Source organism: Enterobacter sp. RHBSTW-00901, assembly GCF_014103115.1.
Taxonomy (GTDB): Bacteria; Pseudomonadota; Gammaproteobacteria; order Enterobacterales; family Enterobacteriaceae; genus Enterobacter; species Enterobacter cloacae_P.
Map to the genome: position 1 here is coordinate 1,134,180 of NZ_JABXPB010000001.1, position 17,170 is coordinate 1,151,349.

Genomic DNA, 17,170 nt, shown 5'->3' on the forward strand with positions numbered 1-17,170 from the left:
GTCAGGAGGACACGATGCTGGAAAATATGAAAGCATTCAGAATGGTGGTGGAGTGCCAGGGGTTCCGCGCTGCGGCGATCGCCATGAAACTCTCACCCGCCATGATAAGCCGCAGAATTGAAAAGCTGGAATGTGAAGTTAATGCGCAGCTTATCAAACGCAATTCTCGGCGCATTTCCCTGACGTCGGCAGGAGAACAGTTTTATCAGCGCTGTCAGCTGATTATCGATGAATATGAATCCTGCCTCAGGGATGTGAAAAGTCTCAGTAACGAGATCAGCGGTAGCCTCAAGGTGGGTATTCCCCACTCGATTAATAACCAGCACGTCATCCCGCATCTGAAATCATTTTTTGAGCGTTATCCGAATATAAAGCTGGATATTGTGACCGGAAATCACTGCATGGAGTTGTTCAGCCACGGCTTTGATCTGGCGCTTCAGTGTGGACCGTTACCCGACAGCAACCTTTACTACACGTTGATTGGCTACTGGCGAAAACACACTTGTCTTTCGCGAGGCTATGCGCTGCAGCATGGCATTCCGCAGCATCCTGACGAACTGCACAAGCACACCTGTCTTCTGCACTTTGATAATCACCGCCGCAGCTGGAAGTTTGTTATTGAGGACGAACCCGTTGAGATCCGTCCTCATTACGTCTCCAGAGTCAGTAACAGCCTCGATCTCTGCAGTATGGTGCATCACGGGTTGGGAATATGTTACCTCCCGGACTTCACGCTGAAAGCGGGGATTGAGTCAGGCGACATCATCACCGCGCTTGATGCCTTTATGCCTGCACCGCTGCCGATGTATGTGGTGCACATCAATCCTCACCCGTCCCCCAAAGAACAGGCGTTTATTGATTTTATCCGAACCCTCAACCTTGCGACCACCCCGGCTCCAGCATCCTGAGCGGGTTCAGGCGGGTGACAGCATCTCTTCGCTCTGCGTCAATCCCGGCGGCCTGAAACCAGCGGTGACTGTCTTCCAGCCAGTCACCGATGTCAGGCTGTCCTGGCTGACCCAAATCGGAGCTATAGACCACGTTATTCACTCCTGTCAGCACCTCATACAGATCGTCAAGTGGCTGATAGCCGAGGTAGACAGTCAACGCACATTGCTCAACATAAAGCCAGTCGTGTTCTCCCAGCGCCCGTAGCTCGCTGGCAGAGAACCCCGTCATGGGGTTCGCAGGCTGATTCAGCATAAGACGACAACCCCCTACCCGCTCGACGGCCTCAATAAGACGCAAGGTTTGATCTTTCGTGGCGTGCCCGGACGAGATCACAATGTCATGATGCCTGGCGAAATAGATTAATGCCTCTACCTCAGGGCGCAATTTACCGTCCTCATCCGCGATCGTGAGCGGTAGCCCGGCAAAATGTCGGGCATATTCGTTGCTGAAGGTTCGGGACAACGTACTCTTGTGCGCTGTGGGAATCACCGTTGGCAGATGCACCAGCAACCGGGGAGCACCGTCGAACTGATACTGACTCAACGCCTGGCGGACAACGTTGAGGTTGATCCCCCCGGCGGCTGCGTTCAGCACCACCGATCCAAACACCGGCAGTGCCATCTCCTGCATCGCGGCGGCCAGAGCGCTGACACTCCCCAGATGATTCTTTAACACCACGCCCCCCTGGTGCCGGGCGTACCGTTCTCCGGCCTCCGCTGCGGAATAACGCCGGTGATAGCTGTCCGGACGAGCATGATAGTGGACGTCAAGGAAACGCAACCGGGGGGCCCAGTAGTCAAAAAACTGACGGGTCATGCTTTCGCTTCCCAGGGAACATGGTAGCCAAGCTGTTGGCGGGCAACGTCAAGCGACGTGCCGCCATTAATGGCACCGATGATTTTCCGCTCCGTGTTCTCAACATTTTCAGCCCGGCGGATCACCTCTTCCAGATGTTCGCCAGGGATCACCAGAACACCGTTGTCATCCCCGAACACCCAGTCACCCGGGCAAACCGTCACGCCACCGATATCCAGCGCACACTGTACCGCACTGACCCGTGCCCGGTTTTTCCCGGAAACCATATAGATATTGCTGGAAAACAAGGAGTACCCCATCTGGCGGATATCCGCGATATCCCTGGCTGAGCCATAAATAACCGACCCGGCGATACCTTTTTGCAGCGCTTTGGTGGTCAGAATGTTGCCCCAGCTCGTGCAGTCTGTACGTCCGCCATTGTCCACGACAATGACCGCCCCAGCCGGTACCTCATCAATGTAATTTCCTGCATTCATAAACTGATTTTTCTCAGGCGTACAGGCTTCATACTTGACGGTAAAAGCTGGCCCCGCAATTTTTTTACCACCCGCCTGCGGCTTAATACCGGCCAGCCCACCCGCAATATACAAACTGTCCAGCGCATCCGAGATGGCAGCCGTATCCAGCGCCAGCAGGCGCGTCTGAAGGGTATGTTGAGTTGTCATGGTTGTTTTATCCATTTTGCGTTGTCAGCGTTTTCAATACGCACCAGGCGGCGTATTCCGGGAGGTTCTGCGCCAGAAGTGCTCTGTTCATCGGGAAAGTCATCTGATGCGTTTTGCCATCCTGATGGCGAACCGACATCGTCATCTGCCCCAGGCGTTCACCGCTACTCAGAAGATCGGTCAGCGAGGGGGCGACCGTAACGTCAATTTGCACCGGAGATTCACCCCGCCGGGAGCGGCACTCTGCAGGCAAGTATGTAGAGAGTTCGGCATCTGACGTTTGCCAGCGTACGCTGCACGCGTCCTGCAAAATTTCGCCTGCCGTTTTATTACGTTTGCTGACCAGATAAGGGCGCAAGGCGAGATCCAGGCTTTGCCTTACCGGCAACGGTAAAGGGCTATGCTCAGGCGTCTCAATCTGCACAATCACATAAGGGCTTTTCCATAAAAAATGCACATCCCAGGCGGGAGACGTGACTAAGGCATTGACGATGGAACCCACTTCGCTTTCACTGATCCCAATAAGCGTCCAGCTGTGTTTTTTCCTTTCAGGCTCACGTGTCCCTTTGTCTGATAACGCATCATCCAGCATCGGCAAGGCCTGAGAAGGCGGCCCCGGCAGAACAACCAGCCGGCTTCCCGCGACGTGGGCGCAAAATCCAGGTGCTGTCCCGGAGGCGTTATCCAGTACGGTCGTCCCTTCAGGGAAACGCGCCTGAAGGCGGTTTGAAGGATCGTTTTTCACCCCAAACGCCCTGAGCTGTGTCTGAATGGTCTCCCACACCCCCTCGTCGTGAACAAGCGGTTTGCCGATGGCGTGTGCCACCGCTTCGCGGGTTTTATCGTCGGAAGTGGGACCAAGCCCACCACAAATAACAATCAGATCGTCCTGACCGATGCGTGAGGTAACGAGTGAGCTAATCTGCGAAAGATTATCTGCACAGGCCGCCTGAAATCTCACCTGATACCGTGATTTTTCAAGACGCTGGCTAATATGCTGCTGATTGCTGTTAACGTATTGCCCTGACAGGAGTTCATCGCCAATGGTGATAACGCTGGCGGTTTTACTAATGACTGGCTGGGTCAGTTCACGGAGGATCGCCTGCGCCATCTCGTCGGTCGTCGCCGTACCGCCTAAATCGTAGGTGGCAACCTTCCCGTCCCGAATAACGCGATCGACAACCTGCTGCAGTTTTTCCGCCTGCGGCCCAAAGCCCAGGTATTCCAGCATCAGGGCGATGGTGTAAAACATGGCGCACGGGTTGGCTTTCCCCTTCCCGGCCATCCCCGGCGCACTACCGTGTACGGGTTCAAAGTAAGCCACCTGACTACCGATATTGGCGCTGGGTGCCAGGCCAAGCCCTCCCATCACGCCTGCCGCCAGATCGGACAAAATATCACCGAACATATTTTCAGCGACAATCACACCAAACTCATGGGGCTTACGTACCAGCCAGAGGGCAATCGCATCCACATTGTGGATGTCCGCCGTGATATCCGGAAAACGGGCGGCTACCTGATGGAAAATCGTTGCCGCAAAATGGCCACTCTCACGCATCACATTCGGTTTATCCGCAAAAGTGACGCGAGTAAAATGGTGTTTGCGCGCATAGTCAAAGGCTGTCTGAAACAGGCGCTCCAGCCCATAGCGGGTTTGCAACCGCACGGACCAGGCCGCCTCTTCCGGGCCATACTTTTCAAGATTCGGGTGTTTAAGCCAGCCAGCAACCTCTGGCCCCACGCCTTTAAAATCCATCCCCGCGTACAACCCTTCGGTGTTTTCGCGGATCACGCAGCAGCGGAAGGGACGGCGATCGCCGGACACATATTTCACCGGGCGGATATTGGCATACAGCCCCAGCTTCTGACGCAGTTGAATCACCGGGGAAACATACTCAATCGCTTGCTGTTGCAGCGACAAAGGCAATGCCTGTTGAGCCTGTACTTTTCCCTTACTGGTGATTGCCCCCAGAAGCACCGCGTCCGCATGGGCAATCTGTTCCCAGGTTCGGGCAGGCACAGGGTTGCCTTCCCGCTCCCAGCACGTCCAGCCTATCTCGCCAAACGTCAGAGTAATGGGAAGCCCCATCGCGCTAATGACGGGTAACGCCGCTTCGCAGACTTCCTGACCAATGCCATCCCCCGGTAAAACCAGCACATTTTTTTTCATAAGGTTGCAATCCATTCGTTTAGCAGGCTGTTCATCGCGATGGGGTTATCATTCCACGGACGCATACCGGCTCCCGGAATACGTTTGTAAGTGTGCAGAGGACGGTGGCTATGGGTTTGGTTTTCCCATGAAGCCAGCTGGGATTTTTCACCCACAATCGCAAGGTATTTCCCGTCATAACGGGCGATGTCGGCACGGGCATCCATCTTCAGCAACAGTGAGAATCCCGTTAACATTCGCTGGATCGCGGACATTTTCCCGGCATCCGGCAGCGTAAATGTGGCCTCCGGGGCTGGCTGGCCTTCCGGTAAAACATAGTGATGCAGGACATCCACCGCGGGCCCAAGCTCACCTTTTTCGAGCATTGAAACCAGGCGCACCAGGCGTGTGGTTAATTTTTCGTCCGCAAAGCCTGGCGCACTGACGGTGACGACCCCGCTCACCCCACGCAAATGGGGTGCCAGCATCTGCGCTAATGTGCCCGCCATTGCAAACCCCACCAGCAGCCAGGGGCGTTGAGAGCGGGAGTTCAGCGTCTGACAAAGACTCTCTATTGCGCTCTGTGGATCATCACGTTCAATCAGGCTCAATGTGTCGATGACCGTAACCGAATATCCCTTTTGTTCCAGCAACGTCACCAGCGGGGCACAAAACGCACCACCGTCCCAGACGGGCATCACCGGTGCCAGAATGACTGCGTCCTGCGTTTTCATGCCGCCGTCTCCGTGATGACGCTATCGATGGCGCTGAATGTGTTCTCTCTGGCTTCCGACAGTTTCTCTTCAATCATTTTCCGGTGATCCACGCTCAGGTTTTTCACCCCTAGGATCATGTCGACCACGCTACGGTGCGAGGCGTTATAGCAGGCCTCAGACTCAAGCTGATGAACCTGGTTGAAGATCCATTCCGTTTGATAACGCTCTTGACCTTCATCGAAATTGCACAGCGACAGCCAGGTTTCCAGGGCCAGATTCCCCGCCCCTTTTCCCATACCGGTGAGTGAACTGTCGATAAAGGTCGCCCCGGCTTTAACAGCTTCAATGGAATTTGCCATTGCCAGACCCAGGTTATCGTGCGCGTGGAAACCCACCTCCAGACGGGTGGTACATTTAAGGATGTTCACCAGACGAGCCGTCTGTTCAGGCCGCAGGCTACCGTTAGAATCCGCAATATAGATAATATCGGCCCCGGCCTTCTCGCATTGCGCCGCAACCTCGACAAGCGTTTTCGCGTTAATTTGACTGGCACGGGTAAAGTTCATGCTGACGCTCAGGCCATTTTTTTTCGCGAACTCACATAACGCCAGCGCGGGTTGGGGATTATCGGTTTTAATACAAATACGAAGCATCGCCACACCCAGCATTTTCATGCTGATGATATCTTCCTGGTCAATATTGTGTGGGTGCGCAATAACCACTAATTTGGCTTCAGGTACCGCATTGTGGATCTGCTGGATATAACTATCGCAAGACATTCCTGTCATCCCAATATCGGGAATAGGTTTAAATGAACCGTTCCGGTAACCAATTTCAATCCATTCCACACCGCTGTCTACCAGAGCCCGGACATGCTTAATGGCGTAATCTGTCGGGAAATGAAAGTTGTTCTGATAACCGCCATCCCGCAATGTGACATCTATATTATTAATCATTGATATTACTCTCTTTGTTGGAGACAAATTCCATAAATCCAGATTGACCAAAAACATAAACGAGGAAACCGAGCACGCAGACGCAGGCAATAATGAATGCCGTCATGCCAGGCGCATGAGCTGAAAGTTTCCCAATCAGGAAGGTTGCGATGGCTGCACTACCGAGCTGTAATGCGCCCATTACGCCAGAGGCGGTACCGGATGCCTGTGGGTGTGCAGCAATGGCCGAAGCCGTGCCCAATGGAAGCAGAAAACCGTTACCGAAGGTCAGAATTGAGATGGTGATAATACTGGTCAGCAGCGGTACAGGGCTCAGGTACATCTGCAGGGCAAAAATGATGCCGCCCACAACAAAAATGCGATATCCCTGGCGAATCGTTTCTTCAATACCCACGCTGCGGGAGCGTTTTTTGGCAGTAAGATTTCCGGCCACATAGCTCACGGAAAGTAAAATATAGGTGTAACCCACATAAACCGGCGAAAGCCCCAGTCTGCCAAGCATAAACGGTGACTCGACGATATAAGCAAAGTAGGCCGCATAGGCAAAACAAGGAATGGCTGCGTAAAAAAGAAATTGTTTATTTCGTAGCACGTTAACGGTACTTACGGCTGCCGCCAGTACGCTCAGCTTTTGCCTTTTTTCGACGGGTAATGTCTCGCGCAGTGCAGAGAAACACAGCACCAGAGTCATGATGATAAATAAGGTTAAAAAGATAAAACAGGCCCGCCAGCCGAAGTGTTGGGTCAAAATACCACCTATCATCGGGGCAATCGCCGGTGACATCCCCACGAACGGGAAGATCACCAGATACAGCTGTGCCGACGATTTTTTATCCATCATGTCATTGATGATGGCGCGGCTGATGGTAATACCGGCACAGGAGCCAATCCCCTGGAAAAGACGCAAAATAAGCAATTCGTTGATATGCGTTGAGTAAATAACGCCAACCGTAGAAACCAGCCAGATCAATAGCCCTGCGATGAGCGTTTTCTTTCTGCCAAGACAGTCGCTTAGCGGGCCATAAACCAGTTGCGAAAATGCCACACCAAATAAAAACAGGGCGATGGCATCCTGTATTTGTGCCTCCGTAACTTTATAGAATAATTGCATTTCGCCAAGAGCGGGCAAAAATATATCAGTAGAAATTAACCCGCCAACAGAAAGGCACGCGATTAATACCACCAGGGGCATGGGCAAAGTTTTATTCATCATCGTTTTAACCATAAATCGGGGTTTCACAAATCTAGCGAAATAACATCACGATGAGAACAATGAATAGCTAAACAGACTGTTGCATATTAGTAAACGCACAACGCAAAGCCTTGCCACACCTGACAAATTTGCGAACACCCGGTCATAAAGCAGACTGATTATTGAATACGGGATATTTACCTCTTCGTTTTAAGAGAGTAATGTTTCTGCGTCGACATGAGAGGTAATGTGTCGACAAGTGCTATTTTCATTATTATTTGATTACTCATATTGAATAATCAATTTATTAACTCCGGCATGGCTGGTTTTATTTTTTGATGAATCAGGAGGGGGATCTACGTCATTTTCCTGAATGCTCCAGTAAAATGACCGATGTTCTGTATTAACCGGATTTACCGTGAACGGTTTGCCCGGTGAGCGTCAAGAACTCTATGTGGGTTGTCATTGACCGCCAGTTTTCAGGGTAATCAGGCAAACCACAGGAGTGTGTAAGCTCTGACATGTTTGCCTCTGCCCGACGCAGAGGCTTTTTTTTATCTGCCATCAACACTATCTCTTCTTATTCAGGTGTTTTCTAACACCATTGGGAAATAAAATCATTTTCCTCTCACCGTCTGCCGCGGTAGTCTCATTGTTCCCGTCAAATTTGACGGGAGTAAGGTGAGCAACCTTTCCCAATACCAATAATTAAAAATCAGTACAGACAGGACAACTATGGAATCCACTCTCATCTCCGCACGATCCAACGAGGAGACACCTTCGCTCAATCGCGCCCGCCGCGCAGCACTCGGCAGTTTCGCGGGAGCCGTCGTCGACTGGTATGATTTTCTGCTCTACGGCATCACCGCCGCACTGGTGTTTAACCGTGAATTCTTCCCCCAGATCGGCCCCGCAATGGGTACCCTTGCCGCGTTCGCAACGTTTGGTGTAGGTTTCCTTTTTCGTCCGCTGGGTGGCGTGATATTCGGCCACTTTGGTGACCGCCTTGGCCGCAAACGCATGCTGATGCTGACCGTCTGGATGATGGGTATTGCTACCGCACTCATCGGCGTTTTGCCCTCGTTTGCCTCCATTGGCTGGTGGGCACCGGTACTACTGGTAACGCTGCGCGCTATTCAGGGCTTCGCCGTGGGCGGGGAATGGGGTGGCGCGGCACTGTTATCTGTCGAAAGCGCGCCGAAAAACAAGAAAGCATTTTATAGCAGCGGCGTGCAGGTGGGTTACGGTGTTGGCCTGCTGCTCTCCACCGGCCTGGTGTCACTCATCAGTCAACTCACCACCGACGAACAGTTCCTGAGCTGGGGCTGGCGTATTCCGTTTATCTTCAGCGTTGTGCTGGTCATCGCCGCGCTGTGGATCCGCAACGGAATGGAAGAGTCCACAGAATTTGAACAGCAGCGGGAAAAGCCGGTCGCCAAAAAACGGCTTCCGGTGATGGACGCGCTGGTTCAACACCCTGGTGCATTCCTGAAAATCATTGCCCTGCGCCTGTGTGAACTGCTGACGATGTATATCGTGACCGCCTTTGCCCTGAACTATTCAACGCAAAATCTCGGTCTGCCGCGTGAGTTATTTCTGAATATTGGGCTCCTGGTTGGCGGGATTAGCTGCCTGACCATCCCCTGCTTCGCCTGGCTTGCGGACAGATATGGCCGTCGCCGTATTTACATCACCGGGGCCCTGATTGGCACGCTCAGCGCCTGGCCGTTCTTTATGGCGCTGGAGGCGCAATCGGTCTTCTGGATTGTCTTCTTTGCGATCATGCTGGCAAACATCGCGCACGATATGGTGGTGTGTGTGCAGCAACCGATGTTTACCGAACTGTTCGGCGCACGTTATCGCTACAGTGGGGCGGGCGTGGGATATCAGGTGGCAAGCGTGGTCGGCGGTGGGTTTACGCCGTTTATTGCCGCCGCGCTGGTCACGTTCTCGGGCGGAAACTGGCACAGCGTGGCGCTGTATCTGCTCGCAGGCTGCCTGCTGTCTGCCACCACCGCGCTCTGGATGAAAGAGACAACTCACTCCTGATCTCCTCACTTTTGTTTCACAGGCGTGTGACATACTATCGGGTATAGCCGCACACCTGTGGAACAAGGAGACAGACATGAATAATAAGGGCTCCAGCCTGACCCCTGCTCAGGCACTGGAAAAACTTAATGCGCTGTATGAACAGTCCGTCAACGCATTACGCTGTGCTATCAGCGAGTATATCGAAACCGGAAAACTCCCCGACGATAAGGCCAGAAACCGTGGCCTTTTTGTTTACCCTTCACTCTCTGTGACCTGGGACGGCAGCGCCAGCAACACGCCGAAAACCCGTGCCTATGCGCGCTTTACCCACTCCGGCTGCTACAGCACTACGGTGACCCGCCCTGCACTGTTTCGTCCTTATCTCGAAGAACAGCTCACGCTGCTGTACCAGGATTACGGCGCGCACATTTCCGTTGAACCGTCACAGCATGAGATCCCGTATCCGTACGTGATTGACGGTTCAGCACTGACGCTCGACCGCTCCATGAGCGCGGGACTGACGCGCCACTTCCCGACCACCGAGCTTTCGCAGATTGGTGATGAGACGGCTGACGGGGTTTATCACCCGGCAGAATTCTCCCCGTTGTCGCATTTCGATGCCCGCCGTGTGGATTTCTCCCTGGCACGTTTACGTCACTACACAGGCACGCCAGCCGAACATTTCCAGCCATTCGTGCTGTTCACCAACTACACCCGCTATGTTGACGAATTTGTCAGCTGGGGCTGTAGCCAAATCCTTGATCCGGACAGTCCTTATATTGCCCTCTCCTGCGCAGGCGGGATCTGGATCACTGCGGAAACGGAAGCCCCCGAGCAGGCCATTTCCGACCTCGCGTGGAAGAAACACCAGATGCCCGCCTGGCATCTGCTCACTGCCGATGGCCAGGGGATCACGCTGATTAACATCGGCGTTGGCCCGTCAAACGCCAAAACCATCTGCGACCATCTGGCGGTACTGCGCCCGGACGTCTGGCTGATGATTGGTCACTGTGGCGGCCTGCGTGAAAGCCAGCTGATTGGCGATTACGTGCTGGCCCACGCCTATCTGCGCGACGACCACGTACTGGATGCGGTACTTCCGCCAGATATCCCAATCCCAAGCATTGCGGAAGTGCAGCGTGCGCTGTACGACGCCACTAAAGAGGTAAGCGGCATGCAGGGTGTAGAGGTCAAACAGCGTCTGCGTACCGGAACCGTCGTCACCACCGATGACCGTAACTGGGAACTGCGCTACTCCGCCTCTGCGCTGCGTTTCAACCTGAGCCGCGCGGTCGCCATCGATATGGAAAGCGCCACTATCGCCGCGCAGGGTTATCGCTTCCGCGTGCCTTACGGTACGTTGCTGTGCGTTTCGGATAAACCGCTGCATGGCGAAATTAAGCTACCGGGTCAGGCCAATCGTTTCTACGAAGGCGCTATCTCCGAGCATCTGCAAATTGGTATTCGTGCCATTGATTTACTCCGGGCGGAGGGAGATAAGCTGCACTCCCGTAAGTTGCGTACCTTCAACGAGCCGCCATTCCGCTAATAATAAAAGGAAAAATAATGCACACCACATCACCGTTGTCCGCCCTGCGTCAGTGGCTGGAATCAAACCATCTTGACGGGATGATCGTCCCGCGCGCAGATGCCTGGCAGAGCGAGTACTGTGCACCGTACGACGAAAAACTGGCCTGGCTGACGGGCTTTGACGGTTCCGCCGGCCTGGCGCTGGTGTTGAAAGACAAAACCCTGCTTTTTGTCGATGGCCGCTACCAGGTTCAGGCGCGCGCTCAGGTCAATCTGGATGAGGTGGAGATCCACCATCTGCATAACGAACCGCTGGCCGGGTGGTTGCAAAACAACGTTGCAGCCGGTTCGCGTATCGGTTTCGAAGCACTCCTGATGACCAATGCAGACTATACGCTGTTGACCGCAACGCCGTGCGAGCTGGTTCCTCTGAACCTGTCGCCGTTTGATCCATTATGGACTGACCGCCCTGCTGCACCCGCAGGGCTTATCCGCGAGATGCCGGTCGATATCAGCGGCGAAAGCAGTGTCGACAAGCGTCAGCGCGTCGCCGCCGTGCTGGCTGAGTACGACGCTGATTACCTGGCCGTCACCCTGCCAGACAACATCGCCTGGCTGTTGAACGTACGCGGTTCTGACATCCCCTGTAGCCCGGTTCCGCTCTCCTTTGCTCTTCTCAGCCGTGACGGTAACGTGGAGTGGTTTGTTAACGACAACAAGCTCGGTACGTTACCCGATACCATGCGAAACGCGTTGAAACTTGCGCCACAGGATATGTTTATCGAACGCTGCCAGCAGCTTGCGCGAGGCAAACGCGTGCTGGTCGACGCCGATTCTGCCCCGGTAGCCCTGCGCTTTGCCATTGAGCCGCAAGGGGAAATTATCTGGCAAACCGACCCCATCACGCTGATGAAAGCCAGCAAAAACCCGGTAGAGCTGGCGGGATACCGTGAATGCCATCACCAGGACGGTGCGGCATGGGTCAATTTCCTTGCCTGGCTGAGCCGTGAAGTACCGCAGCGTGTGGCTGCAGGACAACCGTTGACGGAGCTGGAGGTTCAGGCGCAGCAACTCAGATTCCGCGAGCAGCAACCCGGTTTTATTGAGCAGAGCTTTGCGACCATTTCAGCATCATCAAGCAATGCTGCGATGTGCCACTACCACTCAAGCGAAGCAAGCAATAAAACCCTTGGTCATGACCATTTTTATCTCAATGATTCCGGTGGCCAGTACCATAACGGTACCACCGACGCCACGCGTACGCTGGCATGGGGTAAGGTCGACCCACAGCAGCGTTTGCACTATACCGCCGTGCTGAGAGGCTTTTTGTCACTGATGACCCTGCAGTTCCCGTCCGGCAGTCAGGGGCATCAGCTGGATGCCTTTGCGCGTCGTCCGCTGTGGGAAATGGGGCTGGATTACGATCACGGTACGGGGCACGGTGTGGGGCATCAGTTGTTGATCCACGAGAACCCACATCGGTTTGCCAAAAAGGTCAATCCGTGGCCTCTGGTGGCAGGCAATATCATGACCATCGAGCCGGGATACTACCAGGCGGAGAGTCATGGGATCCGTATTGAAAACCAGGTGGAAATTGTCGAATGCCGTCCGGGGTTCTGTAAGTTTGCGTCACTGACGCTGATCCCAATCGATTTGAGCCAGGTCGAGCTATCTCTTTTGAACGAGCAGGAAAAACAGTGGCTGGATGAGTATCACCTGCGGGTACGTGAAACATTGTCACCCCTGGTGGAGAGCGATGCCCGTCCGTGGCTGTTTGAGGCTACGGCACCGATTCATGTAAACCGGTAGGGATTGTGCTATCGGGTGGTGCCCTTTCCCACGGGAAAGAGTTATGGCCACCCTGCGGTGATGCCTGTCAGTTAAGCAGGGTATCCACCGCAATACCCCATTCACCATCTGTGAACGCGATAAGAGGGCCACTGCGCCCTCTTATCAATCCCCCGCAGTTCCACTGAAAGTTAAGCATGTCAGGCCAAATATTGGCGAATATCGGAAGGTGCATAGTTTTGTTCCCACAGTGCCCTCATCATCAACATATAGGGTTCAACATAAGTGAAAAAAGCTTGATAGCTTTCACAAAAATAATTGAGCTCCGGGACACCGCGTCGGGAAAGCACTATGCGATCTTTTGGGCAACCGCCGTGGCAGGCAAATTTCACTTTGCAACTTGCGCATTCTGCTACCAGTGGCAGCTTACTCTGCATAATCATTTGATTCGACACGCTTTCATGCAGCGTGGTTGTGATAGATTGATACTTATTACTTAGCGAAGATTGCGGATTAACAAAGCGATCGCACTGGTATAAATCATCATTTATTTTCGGCGAGAACACGCTACCAGCGAATGATGCAAAGGCACAGTTCGATGCCGGTAACCCACACCACGCAGCGAAAGCGTGCTCAAAAATGGGAATTTTAATCGTTCCAATATCCAGGCGAATCCAGGTATAAAAAATCGTTTTCAAAAAAGTCCCCAATGCGGCGGGCGCAAGGCTTCGCGCATTCACACCACCCTGTGCAAGCGGTTCAAGTAAGGGGATAAACTGCATATGGTTGCTGCCAAGACTTTTCAGATAATGGTAGATCTGCAGTGGCTGCTGGCTACTTCTGGCGCTAATGACCGTTAGAGTATGAAATTCCACATCATGTTTTTGCAATAATCTCACAGCCTTCTCGACCGGGTGATTCATCGATTTCCCAGAAATCGTTTTGCGGAAATTATTGTACAGCGAAACATCGCCATCCACTGAAATACCAATCAGAAACTGATTTTTCCTGAAGAATTCACACCAGTCATCATCCAACAGAATGCCATTGGTAAGCAATGTGTTGAAAATATTTTTACCTTGTGCAAATTGCTGTTGTAGCGCAATAACTCGTTTAAAGAAATTAAGCCTGTCTGGCGTTAATTCAACGCCCTGCCAGGTAAAAATCACATCGTGTGATTCCTGAGCCTCAATTTTCTGACGAATAAATAGCTGAAGCATCGTATCATCCATGCAATATGCTTTGCATTCAGGGAGAAACTGTTCTTTATTGAGATAAAAGCAATCTGTACCATGTACATTACAGGATGAAGTAGAGATCTTCGCCATCATATGGCAACTTTTCATTATCGTTTTTCCTTTAGTCAGCGGCGCTATGGCAAAAAGAGGTTGCTGTATATTAGCGGGCGAATAAAACAAATTGAATGATAAAGCAAACACGCAATTTTATAATTAACAGAAGTAAACCTCATAGACAAAACCTTTACCTGTATGTTTCACATTAAATACTCATGAAATATTGCACTACAAGTTAGCTCCCGAGTTCATTATTTTATTTTCACAATGATCAGAAAAATGATGCAACCTATAAAATAGATTGCATCATCAAAATTAACACTAATTATTTAACTGCTTCAACCTGCATTTCATTAATCTGTGCAGGAACGATTTTGTGCCCTGATTTCAGATAATCAATCACGACATCGGACATATTATTACCGGCGCGAACTTGTACATTCTTCCCTTTTTTAAATGCCAGGAAACCATCTCCCCCTAAAGCAAGGAATGTCGTCGTTGCAACATGATAAGTCTCCGTATCTGCAATCTCTTTGCCATTAATTGTGAAAGAAACCATGCGCTGCCCTACTGGTTTCTGCGGCATATAGTGCATTTCAGCCCCCTTTGACATTTGCAGTATGCCATTCGTGAGTGATGCTCCATGTTCCATGAGATTACGCAGATCCTTACCACTGAGATCCATCTCCGTTAACTCATTTTTGAAGGGAAACGTACTGACAATGTCACCAAAGGTAATAGGGCCAGCATTGATATCAGCACGTAAACTGCCGGAATTAATCAGCGCAATTTGTGCATTCGGCGCAGCGACAAGCATTGCATCCGTAAACAGGTTGCCAAGTTGTGAGGATTCACCGTAGGCACGGGTTAACGTGGCAGGCGATACACCCACTGGCTGACGCACGATATCCGCGAGTTTTTTATTCCATCCATCGATAACTTTCTGTGTTACTGGATCAGGTTTCCACTCATCGGCGTAAAGCGTTTTCAGCTCGAAGTTTTTCACTTCATGTGTATGGGTTGCAGGGTTAACGTCGAGTACCAATTTACCCACGTCGATACCACCACTGTCAGTAGAAAGGATTAACGTATTCCCCACCTTGATTGGTTCTGGTGTTCCTACGTGAGCGTGCCCGGTGATGAGAATATCAAGCCCTTTGACCTGACTTGCGGTCTGAATATCTTTATCCAGCGCACGTCTGACATCTGTATTACCAATACTGGACTGGCGTGCCGGAACACCTTCATGAATGAGTGCGACCGTGATGTCAACTTTACCCCGCAGCTCATCCAGATAGTGTTGCAGATATTTCACCTCATCGCGTGCCTCAATCCCCTGATCCTTGAAGGCTGCGGCTGATTTATCGAAGCGGTTGTTTTTATCATTATCGAGTCCCTGGAGCGAGAGCTCTGAAACCGTGTCATTAAACGCAAACACACCGTGTAACCCAATAACACCAATTTTTACGCCATCCTTTTCCAGAATGGTATACGGTTTGTTCCAGAACGGTATCTCACTGTCCTTATGGAACACATTCCCTAACAGAACATGGAAATTTGCCTTACTTAACTGACGTAAAAGATTATCCCAACCATGGTCGAACTCATGGTTACCGATTGATACAGCATCAAAGGGCATCGTGTTCATAATATCAATTATTGCCTGACCTTTTGTCAGACTGCTGATATATGGCCCGGTAAAATAATCTCCGGCATCAAAATAAAACGTAGCTTTATTTTTGACTTTTTCCTGTTTTACTAATGTAGTTATATTAGCGAATCCACCAATTGCACGTTTCCCATCGGCGACATAGGGTAGTTTGTAAGTATCAACATGAGCATGGAGATCATTGGTATAAATAATCGTGACATCTTTGGCACAAACCCAAATCGGTAGCGTCAACAAAATACCCGCAGCAATTATTTTTATCTTCATAGTCAATTCCTTTAAGTTAGATGAAATCTATCACATCCGTTTAAGGGCTCATCTGGAGGCATGACCCCTTTCAATGTTTGTAGTCTAATCAACTAATGCTCAAATAACCGATGACAAACCACGCAATATTATTTATTCAAAAAATGTAACCAACAGTTAGATAATAGGCCCACCCCGTTGAATCTATAGAGGTGATATCCCCGCTGCTGTCAAATGCTTTACTGCCTTCCTCAAATTGTCCGCCATGATAGAAATAACGAAGCGTCGCGCCGTAGTTCCAGTGAGCATAAACTAAGCTGAGCACATTGGTGGAAACTATCGAGTTGTTTGTGCGGGAGTAAAATTGTTGCTCACCACCCGATTGTTCTTTTAAGTCTGAACCAAAGTCAAAATTGGTGAAACCTACGTAACTTAACTTCCCGCCAAATACTGTAGTAAGAGGAATCACATATTTTAATTTAAAGCGATATCCATCCCACTCGTTTTCGTTGGCAGCATTATAATTGTTTCCCTGATATTTAGCATAGATGTTTGCAGATAACGACATCGGTAGCCCGGTCTCAATATCAGTCCCCAACCCCATATACCAGGTACTCTGACGCTGTCCTTCGTTAGTACCCGCATCATAGATGTAGTTGTTGGCAAAATACCATTCTTTAAATGGACCAAAGCTTAAGTCGAGCCCCGTTAATTTATCGATACTAAAACGTGGTTCGATTTCCATAAAAAATGGAGAGCCATTATCCCAAATACCTATATCGTTATCATTCCCTAAACCGAAAAACTTAGGCAAATCAGCATAACCGTAGAAATCAAACCAATCTACATGCGTCCATGCTCGATATTCCGGATATAAATCAGATCTTTTTAGCGGCCCAAAGCGAGTGGAGTTACTGCCTACGATATTAATACTTTGATGCCACCAGTCAGACAGATATTCATTACTTCCAGAGTCTGCAAGCGTTACCATAGGTAACAACATAAGCGCGCCTGATAAAAGATAATTTTGTTTTTTCATAAAAAAAAACCTTCCACTGAGGTTTGTCAAAAAAAGACTATTCCTGTACTAAAAAACCATACATCTTCGCCAAGATAAAATTACTATTGCATTTTCAATATGTTATTACGATATGATTGAGGGAAGT

At 51.0% G+C, this 17,170-nt stretch carries 13 protein-coding genes; 4 read left to right on the top strand and 9 right to left on the bottom strand.

Annotation, left to right across the window (positions count from 1 at the left end; all coding sequences use genetic code 11):
* Positions 1-14: 14 nt before the first annotated feature.
* A complete protein-coding gene (locus HV318_RS05595; protein WP_182271927.1) occupies positions 15-908 on the top strand; it encodes a LysR family transcriptional regulator in 894 nt (297 codons plus the stop codon).
* Here the strand turns inward: HV318_RS05595 and HV318_RS05600 are convergent.
* Genes HV318_RS05600 through HV318_RS05625 form a run of 6 tightly spaced genes read right to left on the bottom strand, consistent with a single transcriptional unit; the run spans position 874 to position 7,466 of the window.
* Positions 874-1,767 (bottom strand): DUF6282 family protein, encoded by an 894-nt coding sequence (locus tag HV318_RS05600; RefSeq protein ID WP_182271928.1) that lies wholly within the window; start codon positions 1,765-1,767, stop codon positions 874-876. The genes HV318_RS05595 and HV318_RS05600 overlap by 35 nt on opposite strands.
* Positions 1,764-2,432, bottom strand: a complete 669-nt coding sequence (locus tag HV318_RS05605; protein WP_182271929.1) for an RraA family protein — start codon at positions 2,430-2,432, stop codon at positions 1,764-1,766. The genes HV318_RS05600 and HV318_RS05605 overlap by 4 nt, the downstream gene beginning before the upstream one ends.
* A gap of 7 nt (positions 2,433-2,439) precedes the next feature.
* Positions 2,440-4,602: an isocitrate/isopropylmalate dehydrogenase family protein gene (locus HV318_RS05610; RefSeq protein WP_182271930.1), complete on the bottom strand. Its 2,163-nt coding sequence runs from the start codon at positions 4,600-4,602 to the stop codon at positions 2,440-2,442.
* Positions 4,599-5,315, bottom strand: coding sequence for an alpha/beta fold hydrolase (locus HV318_RS05615; RefSeq protein WP_182271931.1), 717 nt, complete (start codon positions 5,313-5,315; stop codon positions 4,599-4,601). The genes HV318_RS05610 and HV318_RS05615 overlap by 4 nt, the downstream gene beginning before the upstream one ends.
* Positions 5,312-6,253 carry a hydroxymethylglutaryl-CoA lyase-like TIM-barrel protein gene (locus HV318_RS05620; RefSeq protein WP_182271932.1) on the bottom strand — a complete coding sequence of 314 codons (942 nt, stop codon included), beginning with the start codon at positions 6,251-6,253 and terminating at the stop codon, positions 5,312-5,314. The genes HV318_RS05615 and HV318_RS05620 overlap by 4 nt, the downstream gene beginning before the upstream one ends.
* Positions 6,246-7,466 carry a multidrug effflux MFS transporter gene (locus HV318_RS05625; protein ID WP_230857805.1) on the bottom strand — a complete coding sequence of 407 codons (1,221 nt, stop codon included), beginning with the start codon at positions 7,464-7,466 and terminating at the stop codon, positions 6,246-6,248. Before HV318_RS05625 ends, HV318_RS05620 begins: the two co-directional genes overlap by 8 nt.
* 714 nt (positions 7,467-8,180) lie before the next feature.
* Here HV318_RS05625 and shiA point away from each other — a divergent pair.
* From shiA to HV318_RS05640, 3 genes are all read left to right on the top strand, one after another.
* Positions 8,181-9,494, top strand: a complete 1,314-nt coding sequence (gene shiA, locus HV318_RS05630; protein WP_182271933.1) for a shikimate transporter — start codon at positions 8,181-8,183, stop codon at positions 9,492-9,494.
* Between the two features lie 76 nt (positions 9,495-9,570).
* A complete protein-coding gene (locus HV318_RS05635; RefSeq protein ID WP_182271934.1) occupies positions 9,571-11,025 on the top strand; it encodes an AMP nucleosidase in 1,455 nt (484 codons plus the stop codon).
* Between the two features lie 17 nt (positions 11,026-11,042).
* Entirely contained in the window at positions 11,043-12,815 is a 1,773-nt protein-coding gene (locus HV318_RS05640; RefSeq protein ID WP_182271935.1) for an aminopeptidase P family protein, read from the top strand.
* Between the two features lie 179 nt (positions 12,816-12,994).
* Here the strand turns inward: HV318_RS05640 and HV318_RS05645 are convergent, their stop codons facing one another.
* From HV318_RS05645 to tsx, 3 genes are all read right to left on the bottom strand, one after another.
* Positions 12,995-14,140, bottom strand: a complete 1,146-nt coding sequence (locus tag HV318_RS05645) for an anaerobic sulfatase maturase (RefSeq protein ID WP_249421792.1) — start codon at positions 14,138-14,140, stop codon at positions 12,995-12,997.
* 274 nt (positions 14,141-14,414) lie between these two features.
* Positions 14,415-16,025: a bifunctional metallophosphatase/5'-nucleotidase gene (locus tag HV318_RS05650; protein ID WP_182271936.1), complete on the bottom strand. Its 1,611-nt coding sequence runs from the start codon at positions 16,023-16,025 to the stop codon at positions 14,415-14,417.
* Positions 16,026-16,161: 136 nt separating this feature from the next.
* Positions 16,162-17,043: a nucleoside-specific channel-forming protein Tsx gene (gene tsx / locus HV318_RS05655; RefSeq protein ID WP_182271937.1), complete on the bottom strand. Its 882-nt coding sequence runs from the start codon at positions 17,041-17,043 to the stop codon at positions 16,162-16,164.
* Positions 17,044-17,170 lie beyond the last annotated feature (127 nt).

Bases quoted from the DNA above. Each gene is read 5' to 3' on its own strand.
- HV318_RS05645 (WP_249421792.1), bottom strand. From the start codon at position 14,140: ATGAAAAGTTGCCATATGATGGCGAAGATCTCTACTTCATCCTGTAAT.
- HV318_RS05600 (WP_182271928.1), bottom strand. From the start codon at position 1,767: ATGACCCGTCAGTTTTTTGACTACTGGGCCCCCCGGTTGCGTTTCCTT.
- HV318_RS05615 (WP_182271931.1), bottom strand. From the start codon at position 5,315: ATGAAAACGCAGGACGCAGTCATTCTGGCACCGGTGATGCCCGTCTGG.
- HV318_RS05595 (WP_182271927.1), top strand. From the start codon at position 15: ATGCTGGAAAATATGAAAGCATTCAGAATGGTGGTGGAGTGCCAGGGG.
- HV318_RS05605 (WP_182271929.1), bottom strand. From the start codon at position 2,432: ATGACAACTCAACATACCCTTCAGACGCGCCTGCTGGCGCTGGATACG.
- tsx (WP_182271937.1), bottom strand. From the start codon at position 17,043: ATGAAAAAACAAAATTATCTTTTATCAGGCGCGCTTATGTTGTTACCT.
- HV318_RS05650 (WP_182271936.1), bottom strand. From the start codon at position 16,025: ATGAAGATAAAAATAATTGCTGCGGGTATTTTGTTGACGCTACCGATT.
- HV318_RS05640 (WP_182271935.1), top strand. From the start codon at position 11,043: ATGCACACCACATCACCGTTGTCCGCCCTGCGTCAGTGGCTGGAATCA.
- HV318_RS05620 (WP_182271932.1), bottom strand. From the start codon at position 6,253: ATGATTAATAATATAGATGTCACATTGCGGGATGGCGGTTATCAGAAC.
- HV318_RS05610 (WP_182271930.1), bottom strand. From the start codon at position 4,602: ATGAAAAAAAATGTGCTGGTTTTACCGGGGGATGGCATTGGTCAGGAA.
- shiA (WP_182271933.1), top strand. From the start codon at position 8,181: ATGGAATCCACTCTCATCTCCGCACGATCCAACGAGGAGACACCTTCG.
- HV318_RS05635 (WP_182271934.1), top strand. From the start codon at position 9,571: ATGAATAATAAGGGCTCCAGCCTGACCCCTGCTCAGGCACTGGAAAAA.
- HV318_RS05625 (WP_230857805.1), bottom strand. From the start codon at position 7,466: ATGATGAATAAAACTTTGCCCATGCCCCTGGTGGTATTAATCGCGTGC.